This is a genomic window from Lacrimispora xylanisolvens (genome assembly GCF_002934545.1).
Classification (GTDB): domain Bacteria; phylum Bacillota; class Clostridia; order Lachnospirales; family Lachnospiraceae; genus Lacrimispora; species Lacrimispora xylanisolvens.
Genome location: NZ_PTJA01000013.1, coordinates 1 through 21621, shown reverse-complemented (window position 1 = coordinate 21621; position 21621 = coordinate 1). Strand labels below are relative to the sequence as shown.

The 21621-nt window shown below is 39.8% G+C and carries 23 protein-coding genes; 9 read left to right on the top strand and 14 right to left on the bottom strand.

Features of this window, described 5'->3' with window-relative positions:
• The first annotated feature begins 2 nt into the window (after window positions 1-2).
• Both fliS and BXY41_RS20615 read left to right on the top strand, forming a co-directional pair.
• Complete coding sequence (gene fliS / locus BXY41_RS20620; RefSeq protein ID WP_104438775.1) at window positions 3-371, top strand: flagellar export chaperone FliS; 369 nt, start codon at window positions 3-5, stop codon at window positions 369-371.
• 69 nt (window positions 372-440) lie between these two features.
• Complete coding sequence (locus tag BXY41_RS20615; protein ID WP_104438774.1) at window positions 441-836, top strand: hypothetical protein; 396 nt, start codon at window positions 441-443, stop codon at window positions 834-836.
• Window positions 837-841: 5 nt separating this feature from the next.
• Here BXY41_RS20615 and BXY41_RS20610 read toward each other — a convergent pair whose 3' ends face one another.
• Window positions 842-1555, bottom strand: a complete 714-nt coding sequence (locus BXY41_RS20610) for a C39 family peptidase (protein ID WP_170072500.1) — start codon at window positions 1553-1555, stop codon at window positions 842-844.
• 156 nt (window positions 1556-1711) lie between these two features.
• Between BXY41_RS20610 and BXY41_RS20605 the strand changes: the two genes are divergently transcribed.
• Entirely contained in the window at window positions 1712-2953 is a 1242-nt protein-coding gene (locus tag BXY41_RS20605; protein ID WP_104438772.1) for a nucleotidyltransferase family protein, read from the top strand.
• A gap of 2 nt (window positions 2954-2955) precedes the next feature.
• Here the strand turns inward: BXY41_RS20605 and BXY41_RS20600 are convergent, their stop codons facing one another.
• From BXY41_RS20600 to BXY41_RS20550, 11 genes are all read right to left on the bottom strand, one after another.
• The gene (locus tag BXY41_RS20600; RefSeq protein ID WP_104438771.1) at window positions 2956-3210 is read right to left on the bottom strand and encodes a carbon storage regulator; all 255 of its coding nucleotides are present in this window, start codon (window positions 3208-3210) and stop codon (window positions 2956-2958) included.
• A 1-nt stretch (window position 3211) separates the two neighbouring features.
• On the bottom strand, window positions 3212-3658 hold the full coding sequence (gene fliW / locus BXY41_RS20595; protein ID WP_104438770.1) for a flagellar assembly protein FliW: 447 nt from the start codon (window positions 3656-3658) through the stop codon (window positions 3212-3214).
• Window positions 3659-3678: 20 nt separating this feature from the next.
• Entirely contained in the window at window positions 3679-4287 is a 609-nt protein-coding gene (locus tag BXY41_RS20590; protein ID WP_104438769.1) for a DUF6470 family protein, read from the bottom strand.
• A 21-nt stretch (window positions 4288-4308) separates the two neighbouring features.
• The gene (locus BXY41_RS20585; protein ID WP_104438768.1) at window positions 4309-5319 is read right to left on the bottom strand and encodes a flagellin N-terminal helical domain-containing protein; all 1011 of its coding nucleotides are present in this window, start codon (window positions 5317-5319) and stop codon (window positions 4309-4311) included.
• Window positions 5320-5333: 14 nt separating this feature from the next.
• Entirely contained in the window at window positions 5334-7376 is a 2043-nt protein-coding gene (gene flgK, locus BXY41_RS20580; protein ID WP_104438767.1) for a flagellar hook-associated protein FlgK, read from the bottom strand.
• A complete protein-coding gene (gene flgN, locus BXY41_RS20575) occupies window positions 7373-7798 on the bottom strand; it encodes a flagellar export chaperone FlgN (RefSeq protein ID WP_170072498.1) in 426 nt (141 codons plus the stop codon). The genes flgK and flgN overlap by 4 nt, the downstream gene beginning before the upstream one ends.
• Entirely contained in the window at window positions 7791-8114 is a 324-nt protein-coding gene (locus tag BXY41_RS20570) for a flagellar biosynthesis anti-sigma factor FlgM (protein ID WP_104438765.1), read from the bottom strand. The genes flgN and BXY41_RS20570 overlap by 8 nt, the downstream gene beginning before the upstream one ends.
• Window positions 8115-8221: 107 nt before the next feature.
• Window positions 8222-9268 (bottom strand): protein-glutamate methylesterase/protein-glutamine glutaminase, encoded by a 1047-nt coding sequence (locus BXY41_RS20565; RefSeq protein WP_104438764.1) that lies wholly within the window; start codon window positions 9266-9268, stop codon window positions 8222-8224.
• Between the two features lie 140 nt (window positions 9269-9408).
• Window positions 9409-10221, bottom strand: coding sequence for a CheR family methyltransferase (locus BXY41_RS20560; protein WP_104438763.1), 813 nt, complete (start codon window positions 10219-10221; stop codon window positions 9409-9411).
• Between the two features lie 13 nt (window positions 10222-10234).
• Entirely contained in the window at window positions 10235-10726 is a 492-nt protein-coding gene (locus tag BXY41_RS20555; RefSeq protein ID WP_104438762.1) for a chemotaxis protein CheW, read from the bottom strand.
• A gap of 26 nt (window positions 10727-10752) precedes the next feature.
• Complete coding sequence (locus BXY41_RS20550) at window positions 10753-12870, bottom strand: chemotaxis protein CheA (protein ID WP_185140381.1); 2118 nt, start codon at window positions 12868-12870, stop codon at window positions 10753-10755.
• A gap of 126 nt (window positions 12871-12996) precedes the next feature.
• On the opposite strand from BXY41_RS20550, the gene BXY41_RS20545 reads away from it, so the two are divergent.
• From BXY41_RS20545 to BXY41_RS20520, 6 genes are all read left to right on the top strand, one after another.
• On the top strand, window positions 12997-14418 hold the full coding sequence (locus tag BXY41_RS20545) for a hypothetical protein (RefSeq protein WP_104438761.1): 1422 nt from the start codon (window positions 12997-12999) through the stop codon (window positions 14416-14418).
• Window positions 14405-14764 carry an EscU/YscU/HrcU family type III secretion system export apparatus switch protein gene (locus BXY41_RS20540; protein WP_104438760.1) on the top strand — a complete coding sequence of 120 codons (360 nt, stop codon included), beginning with the start codon at window positions 14405-14407 and terminating at the stop codon, window positions 14762-14764. Before BXY41_RS20545 ends, BXY41_RS20540 begins: the two co-directional genes overlap by 14 nt.
• A 3-nt stretch (window positions 14765-14767) precedes the next feature.
• A complete protein-coding gene (locus BXY41_RS20535; RefSeq protein ID WP_104438759.1) occupies window positions 14768-15415 on the top strand; it encodes a PilZ domain-containing protein in 648 nt (215 codons plus the stop codon).
• An 84-nt stretch (window positions 15416-15499) separates the two neighbouring features.
• Window positions 15500-16867, top strand: coding sequence for an N-acetylmuramoyl-L-alanine amidase family protein (locus BXY41_RS20530; protein WP_104438758.1), 1368 nt, complete (start codon window positions 15500-15502; stop codon window positions 16865-16867).
• A complete protein-coding gene (locus tag BXY41_RS20525; RefSeq protein WP_104438757.1) occupies window positions 16855-17925 on the top strand; it encodes an N-acetylmuramoyl-L-alanine amidase family protein in 1071 nt (356 codons plus the stop codon). Before BXY41_RS20530 ends, BXY41_RS20525 begins: the two co-directional genes overlap by 13 nt.
• Before the next feature lie 25 nt (window positions 17926-17950).
• The gene (locus BXY41_RS20520; protein ID WP_341457869.1) at window positions 17951-18736 is read left to right on the top strand and encodes a lytic transglycosylase domain-containing protein; all 786 of its coding nucleotides are present in this window, start codon (window positions 17951-17953) and stop codon (window positions 18734-18736) included.
• A gap of 107 nt (window positions 18737-18843) precedes the next feature.
• Here the strand turns inward: BXY41_RS20520 and BXY41_RS20515 are convergent, their stop codons facing one another.
• Both BXY41_RS20515 and BXY41_RS20510 read right to left on the bottom strand, forming a co-directional pair.
• Entirely contained in the window at window positions 18844-19227 is a 384-nt protein-coding gene (locus BXY41_RS20515; RefSeq protein WP_104438755.1) for a response regulator, read from the bottom strand.
• 20 nt (window positions 19228-19247) lie between these two features.
• Complete coding sequence (locus BXY41_RS20510) at window positions 19248-20984, bottom strand: flagellar assembly protein A (protein ID WP_170072496.1); 1737 nt, start codon at window positions 20982-20984, stop codon at window positions 19248-19250.
• Window positions 20985-21621: the final 637 nt, after the last annotated feature.

Sequence of the window (21621 nt, the reverse complement as noted above, 5' to 3'; positions counted from 1 at the left end):
AAATGGCAGTTAATGGATATCAACATTATAAGGAACAGACTGTAAATACAATGACTCCGGGTGAGATGCTTAATCTTTTATATGATGAATTATTAAAGCGGCTAACCAGGTCTGAATTGGCATTGGATAATAAGGATTATGAGCTTTTTGAGCAATCGATACAACGGTCTATGGATATAGTTACCTATTTAAAAGATACTCTTAATTTTCAATACGAGATTAGTAATGAGTTAAAACGACTTTATGATTTTTTCATTTACGAACTAATCCGTATTAAAGCAGGAAGAAATTCTGCAATAATAGCAGAAATAAGACCTTTGATTATGGAGTTACGTGACTCTTTTAGAGAGGCGCAACGAATCGGCAGTTGATTTCTACAGGCTGGAGAGTAGCATCTCTTCAGCCTGTTATCAATAATCTGCAAATAGGAGGATATACATATGGAAGATTCCATACTCTTGGAGATTTTAAAAGAAATGCAGAAAAAATACCAGTGTATTGCAGAAATAGAAAGGATAACACGTGAAGTGGGAGATTTCCTTTCGCGCAATGATCGAACTTCAGTACAGATGCTTTTGGGAATGCGTCAGGATGAGATGGATAAGGCTGATGTGATAGATCGGAATATAAAATGCCTAATATCTGTGCTGACACCGGAGGAAGCTCTTAAAGTGGAAAATTGGATAAGAGGGAAGGAAAATTGCGAAACAGACAGTCAGATATCAGAAAAAGTCATTGAAAAAGGAAAGAATATCCAGCAAATACTAAAACGCACGATTGAGATTGATAAATATATCAATACGCGGATTGCAGGTACTCATTCCTTTTATAATTAAATAATTTAATTTGGTGGAGTAATAGCCCAAAGAGGACCTCCGTTGGAGGCACGGTAATTCAGTTCACCGACTATTACATTAGGATCCCAATTGTATTTTGTATTATCATAGTTATTAGAATCTGCAATTCGAAAGGATCCATCAGCAGTATAATTAATTATGATGATAAAATGCCCCTGTTGAGTAAAATGCCCCTTTCTCATTAAAGCAACAACTAACTGCCCAGAATCCAGAGCACTTCTAATACCTTCTACAGTACGGTTTTTTATTGGTGAAACTAAAAGACCATATGCTGAAGCACTGTCAGGTATGATGCGATGATACGAGCCCTCGCCGGGACACCAACTGTTATTGGCCGCCGCCCAGTTTGCTATATCGGTCGGAAGCACCTGATTTCCAGTTAGGCTCGTTATGACCATAGCCATAACAGTAGGTCCACATCCATAGGTAACCAGAGGGTCTCTTCCACCCCAAAGATAATTACCCCACCTGGCATCTGCCTGATTATAATAAGTGAGGGGACCGGATACGCTGTCCAGCATTAAATCGTATTTGCCTTCCTGAGGGATATCTGCTTCAACTGTCTCAGGAAGTATAATGCTTGAACTTTGGGAAACATCAGCCGCTGATCCATTAATTTGATAGTTAGAAGAAAAAATCGCAAACGGGATGACGATTACGAACAGGGTTTTGAATAGTGATTTAAAGAATCTGTTCATACGGCTCACCTTTTTCTTTATTGTTATATGTAATTTATCGGATAAACACTCTATAAAGTTAAGATTAAGATGAAAAATCCGATATATATTATAGGGTTTGTATGCTAATACAGGTGGTATGTGGCACATGTGACTTAATTAAGGATGGAAAAATGAATGATTAAAGGTTATGAAGAGCGGTATTTATTGATTATACTATCTGCAGTGATGAATCAAAAACCTTCACCTGAGCCAATACGTTCACTTGATTGGGAAAAGATGTTTCGGTTATCTGATTACCATGGCGTTGCGCATGCTGTACACTATGGTATTTTAGGGCTTGATCAGGATATCCCTCAGGCTGTACGACAGCAGTTTTTTGATAAATATCTAGAATCAGTTTATAGGGTAGGACGTTTACAAAAAAGTGAAATGCAACTGATCGCACTGATGGAACGTGAGAGGATTAACTGCTTTTATATTAGCTATACAGATATAGTAAAAAATTATCCTATTGAAGAGATGTGTTGCCGCGAATCCATCGAGATTGGTTCCAGTAGAAAAAGTACCCGTATGATATGGGAAATACTAAAAAAAGTAGATTTTGAAGATCGTAAAATCGATGAGACAGGCAGGCTGTTTTATCGTATTCCGGGAATACGGGTAATAAATTTCGATTATACACTTTTTTTTAGTTCATCCATGCAAAAATTTTTTAAGAAACTGCTTAAAATAGCTCCGCTTAAGAACGAAAATAAGAGTATTCGTGAACTGCCTCTTGATGACAGATATTTGTTTTTAATGTGCAGACTTACAAATAGTTATGCAAGAGGAGATATCAGTTTAAGTCAAATTATGGATTTTTGGATTTTTTATAAGACTTATAGTGAAGATTTCAATTGGCCATATATATATGGCAGACTTAAAAAGTTAAAAATAGCTGATTTTTCAGAGCGTCTTGAGCATTTAATTCTTAGATGGTTTGGTACCGGAGCAGTAATTGAAAATGTAGAGATCTATGAAGCTATGGAATCATATATTCTTTCAAAAGGAACAGATGGAAGAGAAATTAGTTCTAAGCTTCTTCCGTTGATAAACACAGTTGCTGATTGTTATGCAAGGAATCGCAGATTAGAAGAAATAAAAAAGATAGTTATCTGGCTTTTCCCTGATCGTAGATATATGGAAACAATATACCCGTTGTTGGGGAAGGTTAAATTATTATTACCGGTATTCTGGGGGTTAAGGTTATGGAGATATTTAATCAGAATATGTACAAATCCTCTACGTTATATAATATACCCTAAGTTAAAAAGTGTGTTATCTGGGGCAGTGAAACGATTACCTTTTATTAGTAGAAAAGCAAATGCAGAGAATACAGATGAAGAATCAAAAGAAACAGTGGAAATACCCAAGTAATATCAGGTATTTTCACTGTTTTCCTTCTTTTCTGAAAAAAAATCTTTTATTTTAGAAATTGACCCTGCATTCAGAGGTAGAGAAACTGCCTCCTGATTAGCAGAAGCTGCTTCTACTAACTCGGATCTTAATATAGATATATCTCTGGGTGCATCAATTGCCAGCTTTACCCAGTCATTTCCAATCTCCAATATAGTAATAGAAATATTATCGCCAATGTTTAGAGACTGTTCCTTCTTTCTCTGAAGTATCAGCATATTATTTCCCCCTTTTTATAAAATCTTTGATTGGATGACGGAATTTATAAAGAGGGTTATCTAATATTATCTGTTTTGCTTCTCTTGTATCTGTATTGACTGCAATAGGTGCTTTTAAGTTGATGGTGCTCTCTTCCATACGATCATGTATAACACAGATAATATAATAAGATATATTTTTTTCGTCATAGGAAGCTTTTAATAAATTGCTATCTTCGGCAGATAAAACTGGAGCGTATTCAGAATACAGTTGAAACGGATTCATGATTATAAAAGATACTCTAAAATCATCAGTAGACTGAAGAGATATCAAAGCGTCACTACTATCCTGAAATGCAAGAGGTACATAATTTTTCAACTCTGAAAATCCAAATAATCCGTCTGAAAAATGAATCAGTTCCTCATCAGAACATGAAATTGAACCAAAATATTGCGTTTTTATTTCCATGTGTACCTCCAAATATTTATTTAAGCCAGGACATCAATTGGTTCGTGATCAAAGTATTTAGCAGCGCTTGGAGGAACGTACATTGGTTTGCCAATATACTCTATTTCTACATCGGGCATTTGTGTGATTGAAATTTCAATGCTGCCAGGTATAAATTCAAAGTCCCCCTTTGCAGCTCTGATGTCAAAACTCATCTTGTCCATTTGATATTTAATATTTAAATCAGGGGCTGACCATTCAAGATCAGGACCGGTAGTTGGGATAAAAGCTAAACCAAACTCTCCGGTAGGCATCTGAGCACGCTGGCGGAAAATCTGATCAAGGGGATTTGAAACTTTGGCGTCTAACAATAGTGCAGCCTCCTCTGTATAGTTAGCGGTAGCTTCTGATGCAGCCTCCAATCCGGAAGCAGCGGCCTGGCGGACGCTCTCCATAGTGGTTGGGCTAATTGAACTGCGGGCATCGTAAGTATCAATGTACAGCTTAATCGGCTTGCTGTTAATATCCAGGCCACCGCTTTCATTATTGATTAATACATCAGTCTTAGATTGTGAATATCTAAGTTCAGCCTTCTGTATTTTCATCTCATATTTTATTGGTATGGTTTTTATCTGAAGCAACGGTTCCATATAAAATCCCTCCTGCAAATCTTAGCGCATGAAATCGATGAAAGACGAGGATAAAATGCTGGTTCCAACCTTTAATGCAGCATTATAAGCGTACTGATCCCATGAATAATTGGTGATCGCTTCCGCCATATCAACACCTTCCACACTTGACATTTGTTCCTGTATTGAAATTTCAGCATTATCCAACCTGTCTTTTGTAGTGGTCAGAAATTCGGATTTAACTCCTAATTCAGTGATTTGATTTGTTAAATTTGTACCTAAAGTATCAAATTTATTCATAAGATTCCGAAACTGGTCTGCATCAAAGGTATCTGCCTCTAAAGCGTCTGCAAGTTTACCAGCCATCACAATTATATTATTGCTCATTCCGTTTTCATCGCTCCCATAACCAACTGCATTAATCCCTGGAAGAGACATGTTGAAAGCACTAGAAGATACAACCTGGTCATAATTATCCATAGAAAGTCCCATTCCAAGATCTACATACAGATTTTCATTTGACATAGTCTTAAGTTTTTGGTAGTCAGCGGAACCCTTGCTTGCATTAACATCAATTCCACGATAGCTCAGAGTTCCATTTGAACTTAATTCAAATGGAGGATTCTTTCCGTCGGAGCCAGCAAAAAGAAACGTATCTTCGTAGGTAGAATTAAGACTCAGTACCATAGATTGTTGGAACTGGCGGATTGCAGATGCGTAGCTCTGGCGTACCTCCTTTGTCTGGTTGGTTCCATTCAATGCCTGTATATTATAGTTTTTACTTATAGTCTTGACCATATTTGAAACCTGACGCAGTGCATCTTCCTGACCATCCTGCCTGGATTGTACTTCATCAAGCATTTTTAAATTATCCTGGTTCTTATAATACTTACGGTGAAGCTGGGAGGCTCTGGCAGCAGAAGCTGGATCTTCGGCAGCTGTATTAAAACTCCGTTGAGTCATAACATGAGTACGTGAAATATTTAAGTTATTGATTGAAGCAGAGAGATTGCTTTTGTAATTTCTGATTAACGCATTAGTAGTAATTCTCATTTATTTACCTCCTTTTATCTGCCGACTACTCCGGTACTGTTAATTAGAACATCGAGAGCCTGATCCAAAGTTGTCATGAAACGGGCAGCTGCACTGAATGATTTTTGATAATGCATCAGATTGATTCCTTCATCATCCAAAGAGACACCAGATACTGAATCCCTATTGTTGGCTGTCTGCTGCACTACTGAAACATGATTATCCAATATTGCTTTATTTGATGAACTGTCAATACCCTGATTATTCTCAAGAGTGGAATAGCACTCAGAGAAATTTCCGGTATAAAATGATATAGATTTTGATGTTTTAATGCCGCTGCTATCCGTAGTAGTATATTCATATTTGAACTCTCTGCTGTCAGTTAGGGATTTTAACATTTTTAAAATATTATCATTGGCTGTCGAGCCTGCATCCGGATCATGAGAGGCAATGATATGAATTGAGTTATTCATCCAATCATCGTTAATCTTTATATTTGAGGCAGTGAAATCCTTACTGCCGTCAGATGTCTTAAATAAATCAAAGTTTTTAATATTGTTTTTATTTGCTTTATATAAAAAGCTTATTGTATTTGTATCTGTAAATTTTATGCTGGAACTAGTGATTTCTGTACCAGAGCTTAAAGGCGAATCGCTAGCCCACGTCAGTTTTTTACTGCTACTGTTATAGCTCCACTTACCATCAACTGGTGAACCGTTTACATTTAAGCTGGCAAATTCTGTAGATAATCTGGAGGCCAGATTTTCCAGACTGTCATCCAATGTATCGCCAATTTTAATGGTGGTTCCGGAACCGTCACCAAAGGTATACACAGTACCATTAAAGTTGATGGTTTCACCACTTAAGAAATTGCCAGTTGTATTAGAAAAACCGAAAGAAAATTCTGCATTTTCTGATCCTGTCGTAATCATAGCATTGGCAGTCCCGGAAGACGGCATTAAATTGGCTCCTGTATAAGGCTGCATATTTCCGTTTAAATCATTGAAAGTCTTGGCAAAGGTCTGAACAATGGAATCCAGTGTCTTCTCATAATACCCAAAACCTCTGAAATCCGTAGCAGGATTATCAAGTTCTCCGGATTTATTAAGTAAGTCCACTGTACCTTTTATTGATCCATCCTTTAGATAATTAGTAATATCTGTCTTTAGAGCAGAAACATCTATACCCTTGGGATAATTGGTGGCAGGAATAACAGATATACGGACGGTTCCATCTGGGTTGCCATTTAAGTCTTTATGTTCCTCCATGGAAAAGGATGCAGTATTTTCTCCATGCTCCCCTGCTGTCAGCTCATAGCTCATTCCATTGGAGCCGTTTAACATCACCACTGGATAACTGTATTTCTCGCTGGAGCCGATAGTAACCTCTTTGTAACTTACGCTGATAGGCAGATAACCAGCGAGCTCGTCCAGCTTGTTATTTCTCTGATCCATCAGTTCAAGAGATGGATTACCTAATATCTGACCCTTCCAAATGGTATCATTTAATTCACCGATATCAGAGAGAAGGCTGTTAACAGTCTTTATATCAGTATTCTCCAGTCCGTACATGGTTTCTTCACGGGTAGTCTTTAAATCCGTAGCTTTTTGATGAATATAGTTTAACAGAACTTGAGATCTGGAACGAACTATGCTGTCAAATTCACTGTTATTTGCATTGGAAGACAGCTGGTCTAAACTGCTGCTTAAATCACTAAGTGCTTTTTTTAATGCATCTCTGTCAGTTTCGTCAAAGATATCAGCCAGCTGATCCAAACCTGCCTGACGGGCATCTGCAGTACCCACTTTTGCAATCTGATTACGATACTGCACATCAAGAAATGGATCTCTGATCTGAGAAATTCCTGTGATTTCCACACCGTAACCGATTTTAGATCCAGGACCGCTGCCGGTAGGGTCAGCACCTTTTAAATTAAGGCTTACAAGATCCACCTGCTGTCTTGTGTAACCTTTTGTGTTAATATTAGCGATATTCTGTCCGGTAACATCAAGGGCTCGCTGACTGGCGGTCATGGCAAGCTGAGCAATCGTAAAACCGGAAAATGTAGATCGTGTCATATGAGACCCTCCCAATTCTTTTTATCTTTTGTACTGTCCTTGTGGGTGCGTTGTATGGCTTTGTTAATATTATGTAGGCTTATTTCAAGCATAGCCCGGGCACTTTCATTGGTGTCCTGAAAAAGACTGACATGGTAGGAGAGAGTGTCAAACAGCTGCCGAAGCCGTCTTTGCTCTTCCCCTGTGGTGTTCTCCAGTATCTGCTGAAAGGTATATCCCTCAAAGCCCATGTTCTTCTGACAGGCTTCCCGCTTTTTATCCAGGCCTCTCAGTTTTAAAACGGCCGCCTGTTCCTTATTCATGCAGTCTTCCACATAAGTGACCATGTTCTTCTTCACTGCTTCTATTTTTATCTGTTCGATCTCAGTCAGCTCTTTGAAGAGCTCAACCAGATCTTCAACGATGGCTGTAAACTCATTCATTACTTTCTGCTCCTTTGTACCAGAGAATCTTCTCTGCGATCTTATTGGCATCTACCTGATAGGTACCGTTTTCCATTCGTTCCTTTAACTGACTCAGCTTTTCGTCAGACGCTGGATTCTTGATTTCATTCATGAGCATGTTCTTTAGCGTGGCAGCAAATTTTGAATCCATATCTTCCTGGGAAGCGGAACGTATGGTGATTTCATCGTAATTGGTTTTTGCTGATTCGTAAGCCGGGCTGCTGGTTGAGTCCTGATTTTGTCGTATCATGGATGTATTATACAGCGTATTAAGATAATTCGATGAGATACGCATGAAATTACTCCTTTCTGAGAGCTTCAAATAACTTAACTTTTTATATCACAGTTATATTATCGTCATTTAATAAGAAATATTAACTTTTTATCAAGGATTTTCTTTAATTAAAGTGAGTATAAATGCTTTAAAAGCACATTGGAGATGTTAGAACAGGAAACCTGAGTAACTACAGCACCAATATTGTAGGCAACCATAGGCATTCCGTACACCACGCAGCTTTCTGCATCCTGCCCGATGGTAAAGGCGCCTTTCTTCTTCATGCTTAAAAGTCCGTCCGCTCCGTCACGCCCCATACCAGTCATAATGATACCAACGGAGGAAGCCCCGGCAGCGTCTGCAACAGACTGAAACAGTACATCTACGGAAGGGCGGTGTCCGCTTACTTTTTCACCGGAATAGCAGTTTACACTGTAACGGTTACCTACACGGACTACTTTCATTTGAAAATCGCCAGGTGCAATCAGTACCTGCCCACGCTCAATCGGGTCACCACTTTGTGCCTCTTTCACTTTCATATGGCAAAGACGGTTTAAGCGGTCAGCATACATCTTGGTAAATCCTTCTGGCATGTGCTGGGTAACCACGATGCCAGGTGTATCTGCGGGAAGATCTTTTAATACCTGGAGCGTGGCCTCTGTTCCACCGGTTGACGCCCCAATTGCAATAACTGTATTATAAGCATTCAGACCGAAAGGCTTATTTCCCCCTAATGCAGCTACCGGAACAGCAGCAGGAGAAACCTTTGCAGGCACTTTAATTTTAGCCCGTGAGGCTATAAATATTTTGCTCATTAATGTATTTAAAAATGTATTGGTATTAATGCTCATGGACATATCCGGTTTTCTTACAAAGTCTACCGCACCCGCAGAAAGCGCCTCAAATACATTTAAATTGAGGGAAGAAACCAAAATGACCGGAACCGGGTAGGTTGGAAGAAGCTTTTTTACAAAATCAATCCCGTTTAACCGCGGCATTTCTACGTCCACCGTCACTACGTCAGGTTTGACTAAGGGTATTTTTCTTTCTGCATCAAATGCATCAATTGCATATCCAACTACTTCTATATTTGGATTCTGCGATAAATTATCAATTAAAACCTTGCGGAAAAGCATGGAATCATCTACGATAAAAACTTTTATTTTTTCATTCATAATATACTCCGTTCTCTGTTGCTGAGTTTATACAGTCAGAAAATGATTTTTAAATCATCCATATTATATGGATAAATCTGTGTAATATAAAATCCATTTACCGGTTTTTATACTGGTAAATAGATTTTATATTAGGCAGATTATTCTTTTCGGTATGTAGCTGGCATGAGATACTTATAAGGTGTTTTTTCCTTGTTAATCGTCTCCGAATGGCCAATCAGCAGATAGCCTCCCGGAGCAGTTGCGTCATAGAAGCGCTGTATTAAAGCGTCCTTGGTGCTCTGGTCAAAATAAATCATTACGTTTCTGCAGAAAATGACGTCAAATTTTAATCGGAATCGTATGGGGTCCATTAGGTTAAATGTCTGGAAAATAACATTGGATTTAATGGAGGGTGCCACAGTATAAATACCTTTTTCTGCTGTTTTGACGAAATATTTTGATACCCATGCAGGTGACAAATTTTTGAGGGAATCCTCGTCGTATACTGCCTCCTTCGCTGCCCGCAAAGCGTTCTGTGATATGTCGGTAGCAAGAACCCGGGTATCCCAGAGGGCGGCTTGCGCCCCCAGGGTTTCCTTTATAATCATTGATATTGTATAAGGCTCCTCACCAGAAGAACAGCCTGCACTCCATATACTTAAAACCTTGTTTTTCTTTGTGGCTAACAGATATGGGAGAATGGTATCACGAAAGAAATTAAAATGAGCCTCTTCCCTCATAAAATAAGTATAATTTGTTGTAAGCTTATTCAGCATTACTTCAAGGTCGGCTGGGTTTCTTGACGAGGTAATCTGATCTATATAATCTGTAAATGAGGTGTACCCCATTGATATAATGGTATTGGATAACCGCCCCATAATCAATTGCATCTTTTTAGAAAGATCGATCCCGTAATTTTTTTTCACGAACTGAACCAGCCGTGTGAAGTCTTGCTGTGAGAGTGTTAACATAGATAGCCGTCCTTTATGAGTTATTAACTAATGTTTCGCAATCCAGAAGCAGAACAACTTTGTTGTCCGGCATGGAAATCATGCCGCTGACAAGTTCTTCCCGGTTGCTTGCCGGAACTGAGGATATTCTGGAATAATCAATATCCAGAACCTGTTCCACTGCATCTACAATGATACCGATGAAAACAGAATCAACATTTAATACAATGACACAGGTAGTGCTGGTGTATTCAATTGCAGGTTTTCCCAGTCTGAGCCTTATATCAATAATCGGAACGATCTGTCCTCTTAAATTGATAATACCCTTTACATAGTTTGGCATCATGGGCATAGCAGTAATTACGTGGTTGGTAATGATTTCAATAATATAGTTTGTGCTTACACCAAAAATTAAATTGTCGGTGCGAAAGGTGAGATAACGCTCCATGGCTTCTGTTGCGTCAGAGATAAAATCTGTTAAATTATCTGCACCATCCATAGCTGTTCTAGTACTTTCTGCTGACATTTGTATTCCTCCGTTTCCAATTAAAATTAATTATGAGCTGCAGCATACAGATTTAAAACGTCTAATATGATGCTGATATTGCCGTCACCAAGAATGGTACAACCGCTGATACCGGAATCTTTAATATTAAAGCTGTTTAAGTATACCGGAAGAGGCTTCACTACCACCTGCTGTTCGCCCAGAAGATCATCTACAAAGAGACAGTAGGATTTATCCCCGGATTCAACCCATACCAGAATACCGTCTTCAATATTGGTCACTTCTGTTTCAATATTGTAGAGTCTGTGAATCCGGATAATTGGATAGAACTGATTCATGCATCTGATAATTTCATTTCCTTCTGTATCATAAATAACTTCTTCGTTCTTTACCTTAAAGGACTGGCGGATATTGGCAATCGGAATTGTAAATACGGATTTGCCTACGGAGATCTCCATACCGTCAACAATCGCCATGGTAAGCGGGATTTTTAATGTGGTACACATTCCCTTTCCAAGCTCACTTGTAATAGTAATGGTTCCGCCAATGGCTTCCACATTCTTCTTAACAACATCCATTCCAACTCCACGGCCTGAAAACTCAGTAACTGTCTCGTTGGTAGAAAAGCCCGGGGCTAACAAAAGAGAAAGGATCTCTTTCTGGGTATACTCGCTTTCCGGTTTGGTAAGAATGCCGTTTCTTTTTGCCTTCGCAAGGACACCGGCTGGATTTACGCCGCGTCCGTCATCACGTATGGAGATAATGACTTCATTCGTGGTATGGTTGGCAGAAAGAATAATTTCACCCTGAGGATTTTTACCGGCTTTGATCCGTTCCTCAGCAGTCTCTTCGATTCCATGATCCATAGAGTTACGTACAATATGCATGATCGGATCGCCGATGCTGTCTACAATGGATTTATCAACTTCCGTATTCTCACCAACGATTGTCAGCCGGACATCCTTTTTCAGTTTCTGCTTCATATCTCTGACAATACGATTCATTTTCTGGAACACGCCGGAAACAGGAACCATGCGGAGAGACATAACGATATCCTGCAGATCATCAGTCAGCTTACGAAGCTGTCTGGTTGCCTTTAAGAAACTATCCAGATTCTTCATATTCTGGATTTCAGGAGAAGAAGTAACCATGGATTCCGTTATTACAATCTCACCTACAATTGCAACCAGGTTGTCAAGCTTTGCTAAATTAACACTGATCAGATTCTGCTTACTGGGCATCTGATGTCCTGTGCTGGCGGCGGGAGCATTTGCAGGAGCGGCGTTTTCCTGGCTAACGGGAGCAGAAGCTGCCTCTACAGCCTTTTCTTCCACTGCACTCTTTGCCCGTACATTCTGAATCAGTTCATAAGAGCGGAGGTTGTTCATATTATTGATCTGTGAGATTGCTGCATCTGCAGTCTCCCTGGAGTCAAGAGCAAGATAAAATCCTTTTTCGATAATAGAAACACTGCTCTGACTGTTGGTTTCCACATCGCTGGGGTAAAAATTAAATTCCAGACCGGATTCCTTTAAAGAGCTGATGAGCATAAATGCGCGGAGATTCTCCATTCCGCAGCCCTCATCAAAAAAGATACGGAGGAAATAAGCTGCATTATCATCCGGGCATTCTGCAAGATCCATACGAACCTCATCCAGATCCACTACTGCAACAGGAGCAGCAGCTGGCTTCACACTTTCTTTTGCTGCCGGCTTAGCGGTCTTCTTGTTTTCTGGTGCAGTATCTTTATTATCCTTACTGATTTTTTTCAGGAAACTATTAATTTCCTCGGTCAGACTGTCGACATTATCACTAAGTGGCTCATTGTTTTGAACCTTTGAAACTTCGGCACGAAGCAAATCAGTAGAGCGGAACATTAAATCAAAAAGGGTGCTTTTGTGAGAACTCTCAAGGGAATCCAAACCGTTCTCACGGATAAAAAAGAATAAATCTTCAATGTGATGAGCGATCTGCATCAAAGAGTTAAACTCCATCATTGCAGAAGAACCCTTAACGGTATGCATGATACGAAAAATTTCATTCACATCATCCACCGTAAAATCTCCTGCTTTTTCGGCTTCGATCAGGAGTTCGTCCAATTGCTCCAGTAGAGAATTGGTTTCAAAAAGATACATATCAAGCATATTATCCATGCCGTTATCCATAATATTTACACCGCCTTGTCTAGTATAGTATATAATTATTTATCGGTATGGCTGAAAAAAAAATAATAGTAAATCAAACAACCTTTTGAAAAAATATATGAAACACCACTTGTATGGAGGCATAATATGGCAGATATTCTGAAAGTAACAACTCCAATGTCCGGCTATGATAATTCTACAATTAAAAATAACCCCCAGGCAGGCCAGGGGCCTCAGATACAAAACCCTGTGGATCCGTCGAAAGTGATGCGTGGGGATAACCGGACTGATTCAGGAGGAAATCAGGAACAGCAGCTGGCATTTCAGTATCGTTCCAACTTCGGTACATTTCTCAATATGATCAAGAATACTCCGGATATTACCCGGATTTTTTCTGATGTTTTTTTTCAGGGAGAAGAGATGTTAACCGGAGGTGTGATGGGAGAAGAAGCAGCCAGACAAATTGCTTCTTTTTTTAAAGCAAGCCAGATGAAAGAGGAAGATGTTCCTGGGTTTTTAAAAGAACAGGCGGAGTCTTCCGTCCGCTTCAACGGAGGAATCTTTGATCAGCTGCGACAGGTCATGGCTGACACAGGTTCTGTTGACTTAAAAGCTGATATATTAAATTTTATAAAAAAGTTTAATGATATGTCTTCCGGAAAGCATATTCTTCATGATATATTTAATACAGTAAAAGGTATGGAAGGGTATGTATTCAAGCAGACTGCTTCCCAGCTGGAGGAGATGTTAAAAGAACTGGATCTATCTGCAAACGAGGGAGATACCCAGGCAAACAGTGCTCTTTTGAAAGAGAAAATCCTTCCTTTTATGGGCCGTTATATTGCTGCAAACCATGATATGGGTACTGTACGTGATAAGATTTCCCTTTTAAGCGTTCTTATGGCAAGATATGAAAATGGTAACAGAGAAGATGTCCTGCAGGCATTTGCAAAACTTACGGGATATCAGGGATTTCGCAGGCATTTTGGTTCGACGACTGCAGAAGAATTTGGAGAACTGCTTGGTCAGGTTGACATGGAGCAGGCAGCAGGAAAGAACCAGTGGTCAGATAAATTTATTGATTTTTTAAGAACCGGAGTAAGCGGAGGCGCCGGACTTGAAAACAGACAGACGTTTCTGAATATAATCCAGTCACTTGTGGTCAATGAAAGCGTTTATATGCCCATCCTTCATCTGGCATTTCCAATGGAAATCAATGGAAAGAAATTATTCTCAGAGATGTGGATTGACCCGGATGAAGAGGGCAGCAGTACACAGGCAGGCGCCCAGCGGATTGCAAGGATTTTTATTAAATTTGAAATTGCAGAACTTGGACCATTTAAGCTATTAATGCTTTATGGAGATAATACATCAACTCTCCAGCTTTATTATCCGGAGAAGCTAAAGAAATCAGAAACCAGTATCCAGAGAGGAATTAAGAGTATTCTGGAAAAAAACCACCTGCGGTCAGATCGGATTATCCTGCAGGCAGGAGAGGGACCTTCTTCTCTTGTATCTGTTTTTCCTAAAATACAGGAAAGGAAGAATACAGTCGATGTCAGAATTTAAAAGTACACTTAACAAAAAAGCAGTTGCTTTAAAATACGATGAATCAAAAAATACTTCTCCTGTAATCGTTGCATCAGGAATGGGGTACACAGCAGAAAAGATTGTAGAGCTGGCCAATGAGAGCGGGATCCCTGTTTATGAGGACAATTCCCTTGCTACCATACTCACGCAGCTTGAACTGGGGAGCCAGATCCCGGAAGAATTGTATCAGGCTATTGTAGACATCTACCTTTATTTTCTGGATTATGTACCTGGAAAACAAAATAGCATAATGAAAGAAAGTTTGGAAGAGACAGAGACAGAGACAGAGGAAGAGGAAACAATAAAAGAAGAAACGGTGGAATAATTTATGTTAAAGGAATGTGAAAAGGCTTGTATCTATTCGTTTGATGGAGTTTTTCTTGCAGAGGTAAAGGTGGTTGATTCCGAGAAGGACAGCATGGCTCTGATTTTTGAAGAAGAGGACATGGAAAAGGTTAATACCGAATCCGTGATTGTATTCTACGACGGCATACAGGGGCTTGTAACGTGTAAATGCAGTTTGTCCGCAAGAGTCAAGGTGGTAGGAAATGAGCTGGGAGACTTAGGGAGAGCCATTTATAAGGTTCCCTGCAGAATAGATGAACTGATGGGCGTGGAACAAAGAAGAATTGACTTAAAAGTCAGGGTGGCAATTCCCGTTGTGCTGGAAACTGCTGATGAACTGGGGAAAGTGACCCATATACCGGCAAAGCTAAAAGACATCAGTGCTGGTGGAATCGGATTTGAATCCAAAATAAAGCTAAGGGAGAATCAGATTTTCTCTTTTGAGTTTGAAACAGATGCAGGAAACACCCGGTTAAAGGCATCTGTTTTATGGGTCAGAGAAGTTACGGAAAAAGGAGAAGAACCTTTTTATCGTTATGGAAGCCGTTATTTTGGTTTGTCCACTTATCAGGAGTCCATGGTTCGTAAATTTACGTTTCAGGAACAGCTGAAAAGGAGAAAAATCCAGTAATTGCTTATGAATGGAGCTCATTATGCCGATATATAACTTACAGGCTTTATTGTATTTTAAAGTTATAAGGAAAGGAGCGAGTGAATGAAACAACAGAGGAAAGCTTTGGCAGTGGGCATTATAAGCGCACTTTGTCTGTGTCTTACTGCTCAGAAGGTAACAGCAACAGAATCCATAAACTCAGTCAGTGTCAAGGTCTCATTAAATATTGAAGCGGGAGACAGACTGCCCGACATAAAGATTAATCAGACAGATGGAGAATGTTATGTAACTTCCGGAGATAAGAAATACACAATCAGAGAAGCCGAATGGGTGACGTCAACTTCAAAGGATATGACAATCGGAGAAGAACCTAAGATGAATGTTACACTGACACCTTCCGATGAATATGACGCTTACTTTAAATCAAACTATGAGGCATCTAAAATTAAGATAAGCGGAGGCACCTATGTGAGTGCCAAGCGAAACGGCAGTGATCTGATTGTTACTTTAAGGGCTAAGGCAATTAAAGGACTGTATGCGGAGCCGGAAGATATCGGCTGGAAGGATACGAGACTGGGACAGGCTGTATGGTCCAAGGGAGATAATACCTCTGGAGCGTATGAAGTCTGGCTTTATTTAGGTAAAAAGGTGATTTTTAAGAAAGAGCAGGTAAAAGCAACTACCTACAATTTCTATCCATATATGACGGAGGAAGGCACATATTCCTTCAAGATCCGATCCGTTCCGTTTAAAGCAGATGAGCTGAAGAATGGAAAGAAAAGCGGCTGGGTTGAATCCGATGAACTGGTTATCAGGGACAGAGATGTTTCTGATGGTACAGGAAAAGAATCGGATACAACAAAAGGAACTGCAGCCAATCCGGAAAAGAAGACGGGTTGGGAAGAACAATCCGGCGTCTGGTATTACCGTTATGCGGACGGAAGCGTACAGGCAAACTCCTGGCTTATGCTGGATAATGTTTACTATCGCTTTGATGAAAATGGAAAGATGGTTACAGGCTGGTTTCTTACGCAATCCGATATTTATTATATGGCTTCCAATGGAGCGATGGTAACCGGCTGGAATAAAATAGATAACAACTGGTATTATTTCTATCCGGATAATGGCTATGAGGCTCCCATGGGGGCAGCAGCAACTGGCTGGCAGGTGATTGACGGTTACTACCGTTATTTTAATAACCAGGGTGCCATGCAAAAGGGCTGGGTCAACCAGGCAGGAAGATGGTATTATCTGAATACAATACAGGGTAACTTAGAGGGGGCTATGTTAAAGGGGCTGTTTACCCGTGATGGCAAGACTTATTATACTGGAGAAGATGGCGTTATGCTCACCGGCTGGCAAAAGGTGGACGGGGTATGGCGGTATTTTTACCAGCAGGATGGAGTTATGGCTGTCAGCACGGTAATTGACGGCTGTCAGTTAGATGAGGATGGGGTATGGAAACAATAATTCAAATGAAAAGAAGTATTATATTTAGTATCGTAATGGCTGTAGTAACAACTGCAGTACTCTCAGGAGCGGCACCATTAAAGATCTATGCAGGCGAATCGGTTGTAATAAGAAGTCTGAATCTGAAATTCGACAGTCAGTTTGGCGATCAGGAAATATTAATGCCTCAGGTATCAACAACCACTACCGATGTATCCGTACAGGATCTTGTATGGAAACGTGACATCAGCAAGTGGAAGGCGGCAAAGGCAGAAAGAGTCAGTGTTATTTTAACTTCTTCCAATACAATCTTTGCAGAAACCTATAACCGCTCGGAATGTAAAATTACTGGTGCAAGATTTGTCTCTGCAAAAGCGCTGGATAATAATACACTGGAGGTAAAAGTGGATTATATTCCGGTAGTTAAGCTGGGGAATACAGCCAGGGCTGGCTGGACTGACAGCAAAAAAACGAAAGCAGTCTGGGACAAGGTAGAGTTTGCTACAGGATATAAAGTATCTCTTTATGCTGATGATAAATTAAAAAAGGCACTTACAGTACAAACCAATACAGTTGATTTATCAGATCTGATGGATAAGAATGCTGTTTATTATTATGAGGTCCGTGCCATTGGCTTTACCGCAGATGACCGAAAGTATTTAAAAGAGGGGGACAATATAACCTCTCAGGATATTACTATGGAGTATGAGGGAAGTACCTCTGGAACATGGAAGGGCAGCACCTATGTAGAGGAAGATGGTGGTACCCCAAGAAACAGCTGGAAGCAGATTTTAAATGACTGGTATTATTTTGATGCAAACGGAGTGCGCCGCACTGGCTGGGTACAAACAGGGATCAGATGGTATTACATGAATCCGGCAGATGGCAAGCTCCTTACAGGGTGGCAGTCTGTTAATGGAAAATGGTATTACTTAAATCCAACAGGCGGAGAGATGATGACTGGCTGGATTCAACCCCAACCGGGAATCTGGTACTACATGAATTCAGATGGAAGTATGGCCAGCAGCACAAATATAGGCGGATATCAGATTGGTGCTGACGGAAAATGGATACAGTAGATAAATCCAACAGGAGGATGAATAAGTGGCGACGATAGATCAGTTGCGTATGATGGCGTTAGGGAATCAGCAGTCATTGGAGAAAGGACAAACCGCAAAAGCTCCGGCTGGAAATTTTAAAAAAGTCCTTAAATCAGTGATGGAAGTACCTAAAGATTTGGATTCCTTTTTTACAGAAGCTTCCAGGACATATGGAGTATCAAAAAAACTTCTGAAAGCAGTTGCTAAGGCTGAGTCCAATTATAACCCGGCAGCTACTTCTCCCAAAGGTGCAGCGGGTGTGATGCAGTTAATGCCTGCTACAGCCAGATCACTGGGCGTTTCTGATCCATATGATGCGCGCAGCAATATATTGGGGGGAGCCAAATATCTAAAAGAAAAACTGGATCATTATAATGGAGATGTATCTCTTGCCCTTGCTGCGTATAATGCAGGAAGCAATAATGTGAAAAAGTATGGAGGAATTCCTCCGTTTAAAGAAACACAGGAATATGTGAAGAAGATAATGCGAGATATGGAAGTGTCAGGTGGTGAGAATGATAACGCCGTATATGCTTCTGGTTATTCCGGGAATTCGGTTTCTGATCTGTCCGCTTATTTCTCAGATCAGGACTCCCTCAACGGTTCTCAGTGGCTGGATATTTTAAAATCAATAACAGGAAAAGCAGATGGTACTGATATGGATCTGACAACCCAAAAGACAAATTCCTTATATCTGATTGAACTTATGAAGCTTAGAATGCAGATGGCTTCAAACGGCGTATCGGGTCAGTTTGATGTAAATGATTCCAGCAACGGAAGCTTATTATAATATTTAATTTAAATACGCCATCAATTGTACATGCTCAATTGATGGCGTATTTTTTGCATTGTATGAAACGAAACGGAATTAAACCGTCTTTATTCTATACGATGTAATTATAAAGTTGTATCTAAATCATTGCTCACCTTATTAAGTGATTCAATAAAGAATGATTGATTAATGGGTTTAAATACAAAAGGAATTGCAGGACCCAGTTCCTGAACAATCTGCATGGTTCTATCATATACAAGGGAGCTGATAATAACAATGCCTGCCTTCGGGTGCTTGCTTAAAAGTTGTTTGGAAGTTTCCAGTCCATCGATTCCTGGTAATATAATATCCATGGTAACAATATCAGGAAGTATTTTCTCATATGTTTCCAAAGCTTCTTCTCCGCTCCGGCATTGACAGACTACTTCGTAATCCGTTCCCTCGAGAAGTTTTCCAATTTCATTTCTTATTAAAATGGAGTCATCAACAATCATAATTGTCTTTTTCATAATCTTCCCCTTTCGAAGAACTAATTAGTTCCTATGGTAATCTCACCTTCGCTGTTTTTGTACAGAACACTACTGGAGCATTCTTCCTGAATTAAAAGGCTGGATGAACCTATTCGGACACGTACTACCGGCAATAGCTGTCTGCATTTTATGAGACCAACCTGCTCCGAATCAGTAGAGGCAATTTCAGTTAATCGATTTGTTATTTCCTGTTCCCTTATATTTAAATAATCGGAAGCCTGTTTTAAACTATCCAGCAGCTGCTGCTTATCTGGTCTCTGTACTGTCTCAAGATAAATAATATTCTTTCTGATTTCCGACAGGTTGTGATGCAGCTGTTCTAATTCCCGTGTAAGCCGGGACGATTCTTCTACGTTTCTGGGAACGTTGGCTATGATTAATTCTGTAATTAGACGGCGGACTTTTGATCCAATAATGTTGGCGTTGATATTACAGGCTGCAAGTAGGGATCCTCCAATAATAACTCCGATTCCTGTGGTCACTATGATGTCTTCCCCGCTTTGTACTTTAGAGTTGATAATACTTTCTGCATAAACATTCCCCTCTGCTTTTACGGTACAATGTTCCAGATAACGACATTTGATAAAAGATTCTGATGTGAGCGTTCCCCGCCCATTTCCAGACATACCGCTGGCAATTGTAATTGGACCCCGGGCAACAATTTCAGCTCCTTCCACGGATCCACGGATATCAATGGCTCCGGTGGCCTTTACAGAGAATCCATTTCTTACATCTCCAGAAATAAAAATATCTCCGTCATAATCAAGATTTCCAGTGCTATTATCAATATTCCCGTTAATCTTCAACAGTGGATCAATATTAAATTTACCATTAGAAAAGGTAACATGTCCTGTTTTTTGAGCTATAATAAGAGTACCATCTTCCGTCAGCTGCATATTACGTCCGGCAGGAATCGCTACGGGAGTTCCCTTGATCTCACAGGGATATACCTGACCTTCTATGGTCGTCCCGTTTTCTCCTGGGATAGCAGGAGTAATCTCACAAATAACTTCCCCTTCTTTAACGGCCTGTATATTATTTAGATTCTTGTAATCCACAGAACCGTTCTCGTCCTCCTCGAACGCCAGCTGTATGACCCGGTCAAAGTGATCTTTTATAGAACCATCAATTCCATTTCTGGCAAGTATCCCTTTTGCTATTAACAATACCTGATCATAAATATGCTCGTTCGCAATTGATTTTAAGGTATCTTCCAATATTCCGGTTTTTACATGTTCCTGGGCAAGAAAAGAACGCAGATTTTCTTCTTTGATATCCGAACCACCATTTAAAGGCGAAAAAACATAGATCCATGCAGCCATTCTGTCAGTGGAGATCAGTATATGGGGCTGGGCAGCTTTTGGTTCTGGTTGATCTGTTGATTCAGAAGTAGTTACCTCATTCTTCTTATAAATATTAGAAAGAGCTTTCATCTTCATAGCAAATTGTCTGCGTTCCACCTCAAGAAGATCTTCGTTAACCCGGAGTATCAAAGGATCATCGGAAGGTTCCCATATTAATGTGGGGGCAGCGTTTTCTTTCATATCCGGTTCATCGTCCGAAACAGGGTCTGGAGATAAAATGTCATTTGTTACGGTGGTGTCCTCCCCGCTATTGTCACTTTCTGATGCTTTAACCGGTTCCAGATGTGGTGTTTCGTTTTCTTCCAAAGACTCTGAAGTGCGTTTTACATTTTGAAAGAGTCCAAAGAATCCTTTTCTGTTCTTATCTTTCATTTTTTTCTCCCCTAACATATGGACTACCGGATATAAAATATCCGGTGTCGGCAAATAGAGTATAATATAGTCCCCATAAATGCGCTATTATAAGGAAAGCAATCATGTATAAAGCTGCAATCCTTTTGTTCCATCTTACAGACGCCAGTTAATAGATACCCGTAGTTTCGTTTGTATTTGGATTTAACCATAACAAACAGGCTTTATGGAACACCTCCTTTTCTGAATAGTTATGGATTATATATCTATATCGGCAGTTTGTAACAATAATATAACACATTATGGTATATTTTGGTTACTTTAACGATAATAAAGATAGTTTGAAACCGCAAAAAGTTATCGACAAAATTTTCATAATAAGTGTTGACTTTTGTCGAAAGCTTTGGTATGATATACCTCGCCGCTGAAAACGGCGGCAAACTTCTTCCAAAACACATCAGTGAACGATGAGAAAAGTTTTGAAGAAAATGAAAAAAATGGTTGACAAAAACAACCGGACATGATATCCTATATGAGTTACTCCTGAAGCGGACAACACAAAAAGCACTTTGAAAACAGAAGATTGAACAGTATGTAAAACCCTGAAAATTCTAATAATAAGCTGTGTTTGAACAGCTTTGAATGAGAAATTCAGAAC

Bases quoted from the DNA above. Each gene is read 5' to 3' on its own strand.
- fliS (WP_104438775.1), top strand. From the start codon at position 3: ATGGCAGTTAATGGATATCAACATTATAAGGAACAGACTGTAAATACA.
- BXY41_RS20615 (WP_104438774.1), top strand. From the start codon at position 441: ATGGAAGATTCCATACTCTTGGAGATTTTAAAAGAAATGCAGAAAAAA.
- BXY41_RS20610 (WP_170072500.1), bottom strand. From the start codon at position 1,555: ATGAACAGATTCTTTAAATCACTATTCAAAACCCTGTTCGTAATCGTC.
- BXY41_RS20605 (WP_104438772.1), top strand. From the start codon at position 1,712: ATGATTAAAGGTTATGAAGAGCGGTATTTATTGATTATACTATCTGCA.
- BXY41_RS20600 (WP_104438771.1), bottom strand. From the start codon at position 3,210: ATGCTGATACTTCAGAGAAAGAAGGAACAGTCTCTAAACATTGGCGAT.
- fliW (WP_104438770.1), bottom strand. From the start codon at position 3,658: ATGGAAATAAAAACGCAATATTTTGGTTCAATTTCATGTTCTGATGAG.
- BXY41_RS20590 (WP_104438769.1), bottom strand. From the start codon at position 4,287: ATGGAACCGTTGCTTCAGATAAAAACCATACCAATAAAATATGAGATG.
- BXY41_RS20585 (WP_104438768.1), bottom strand. From the start codon at position 5,319: ATGAGAATTACTACTAATGCGTTAATCAGAAATTACAAAAGCAATCTC.
- flgK (WP_104438767.1), bottom strand. From the start codon at position 7,376: ATGACACGATCTACATTTTCCGGTTTTACGATTGCTCAGCTTGCCATG.
- flgN (WP_170072498.1), bottom strand. From the start codon at position 7,798: ATGAATGAGTTTACAGCCATCGTTGAAGATCTGGTTGAGCTCTTCAAA.
- BXY41_RS20570 (WP_104438765.1), bottom strand. From the start codon at position 8,114: ATGCGTATCTCATCGAATTATCTTAATACGCTGTATAATACATCCATG.
- BXY41_RS20565 (WP_104438764.1), bottom strand. From the start codon at position 9,268: ATGAATGAAAAAATAAAAGTTTTTATCGTAGATGATTCCATGCTTTTC.
- BXY41_RS20560 (WP_104438763.1), bottom strand. From the start codon at position 10,221: ATGTTAACACTCTCACAGCAAGACTTCACACGGCTGGTTCAGTTCGTG.
- BXY41_RS20555 (WP_104438762.1), bottom strand. From the start codon at position 10,726: ATGTCAGCAGAAAGTACTAGAACAGCTATGGATGGTGCAGATAATTTA.
- BXY41_RS20550 (WP_185140381.1), bottom strand. From the start codon at position 12,870: ATGGATAACGGCATGGATAATATGCTTGATATGTATCTTTTTGAAACC.
- BXY41_RS20545 (WP_104438761.1), top strand. From the start codon at position 12,997: ATGGCAGATATTCTGAAAGTAACAACTCCAATGTCCGGCTATGATAAT.
- BXY41_RS20540 (WP_104438760.1), top strand. From the start codon at position 14,405: ATGTCAGAATTTAAAAGTACACTTAACAAAAAAGCAGTTGCTTTAAAA.
- BXY41_RS20535 (WP_104438759.1), top strand. From the start codon at position 14,768: ATGTTAAAGGAATGTGAAAAGGCTTGTATCTATTCGTTTGATGGAGTT.
- BXY41_RS20530 (WP_104438758.1), top strand. From the start codon at position 15,500: ATGAAACAACAGAGGAAAGCTTTGGCAGTGGGCATTATAAGCGCACTT.
- BXY41_RS20525 (WP_104438757.1), top strand. From the start codon at position 16,855: ATGGAAACAATAATTCAAATGAAAAGAAGTATTATATTTAGTATCGTA.
- BXY41_RS20515 (WP_104438755.1), bottom strand. From the start codon at position 19,227: ATGAAAAAGACAATTATGATTGTTGATGACTCCATTTTAATAAGAAAT.
- BXY41_RS20510 (WP_170072496.1), bottom strand. From the start codon at position 20,984: ATGAAAGATAAGAACAGAAAAGGATTCTTTGGACTCTTTCAAAATGTA.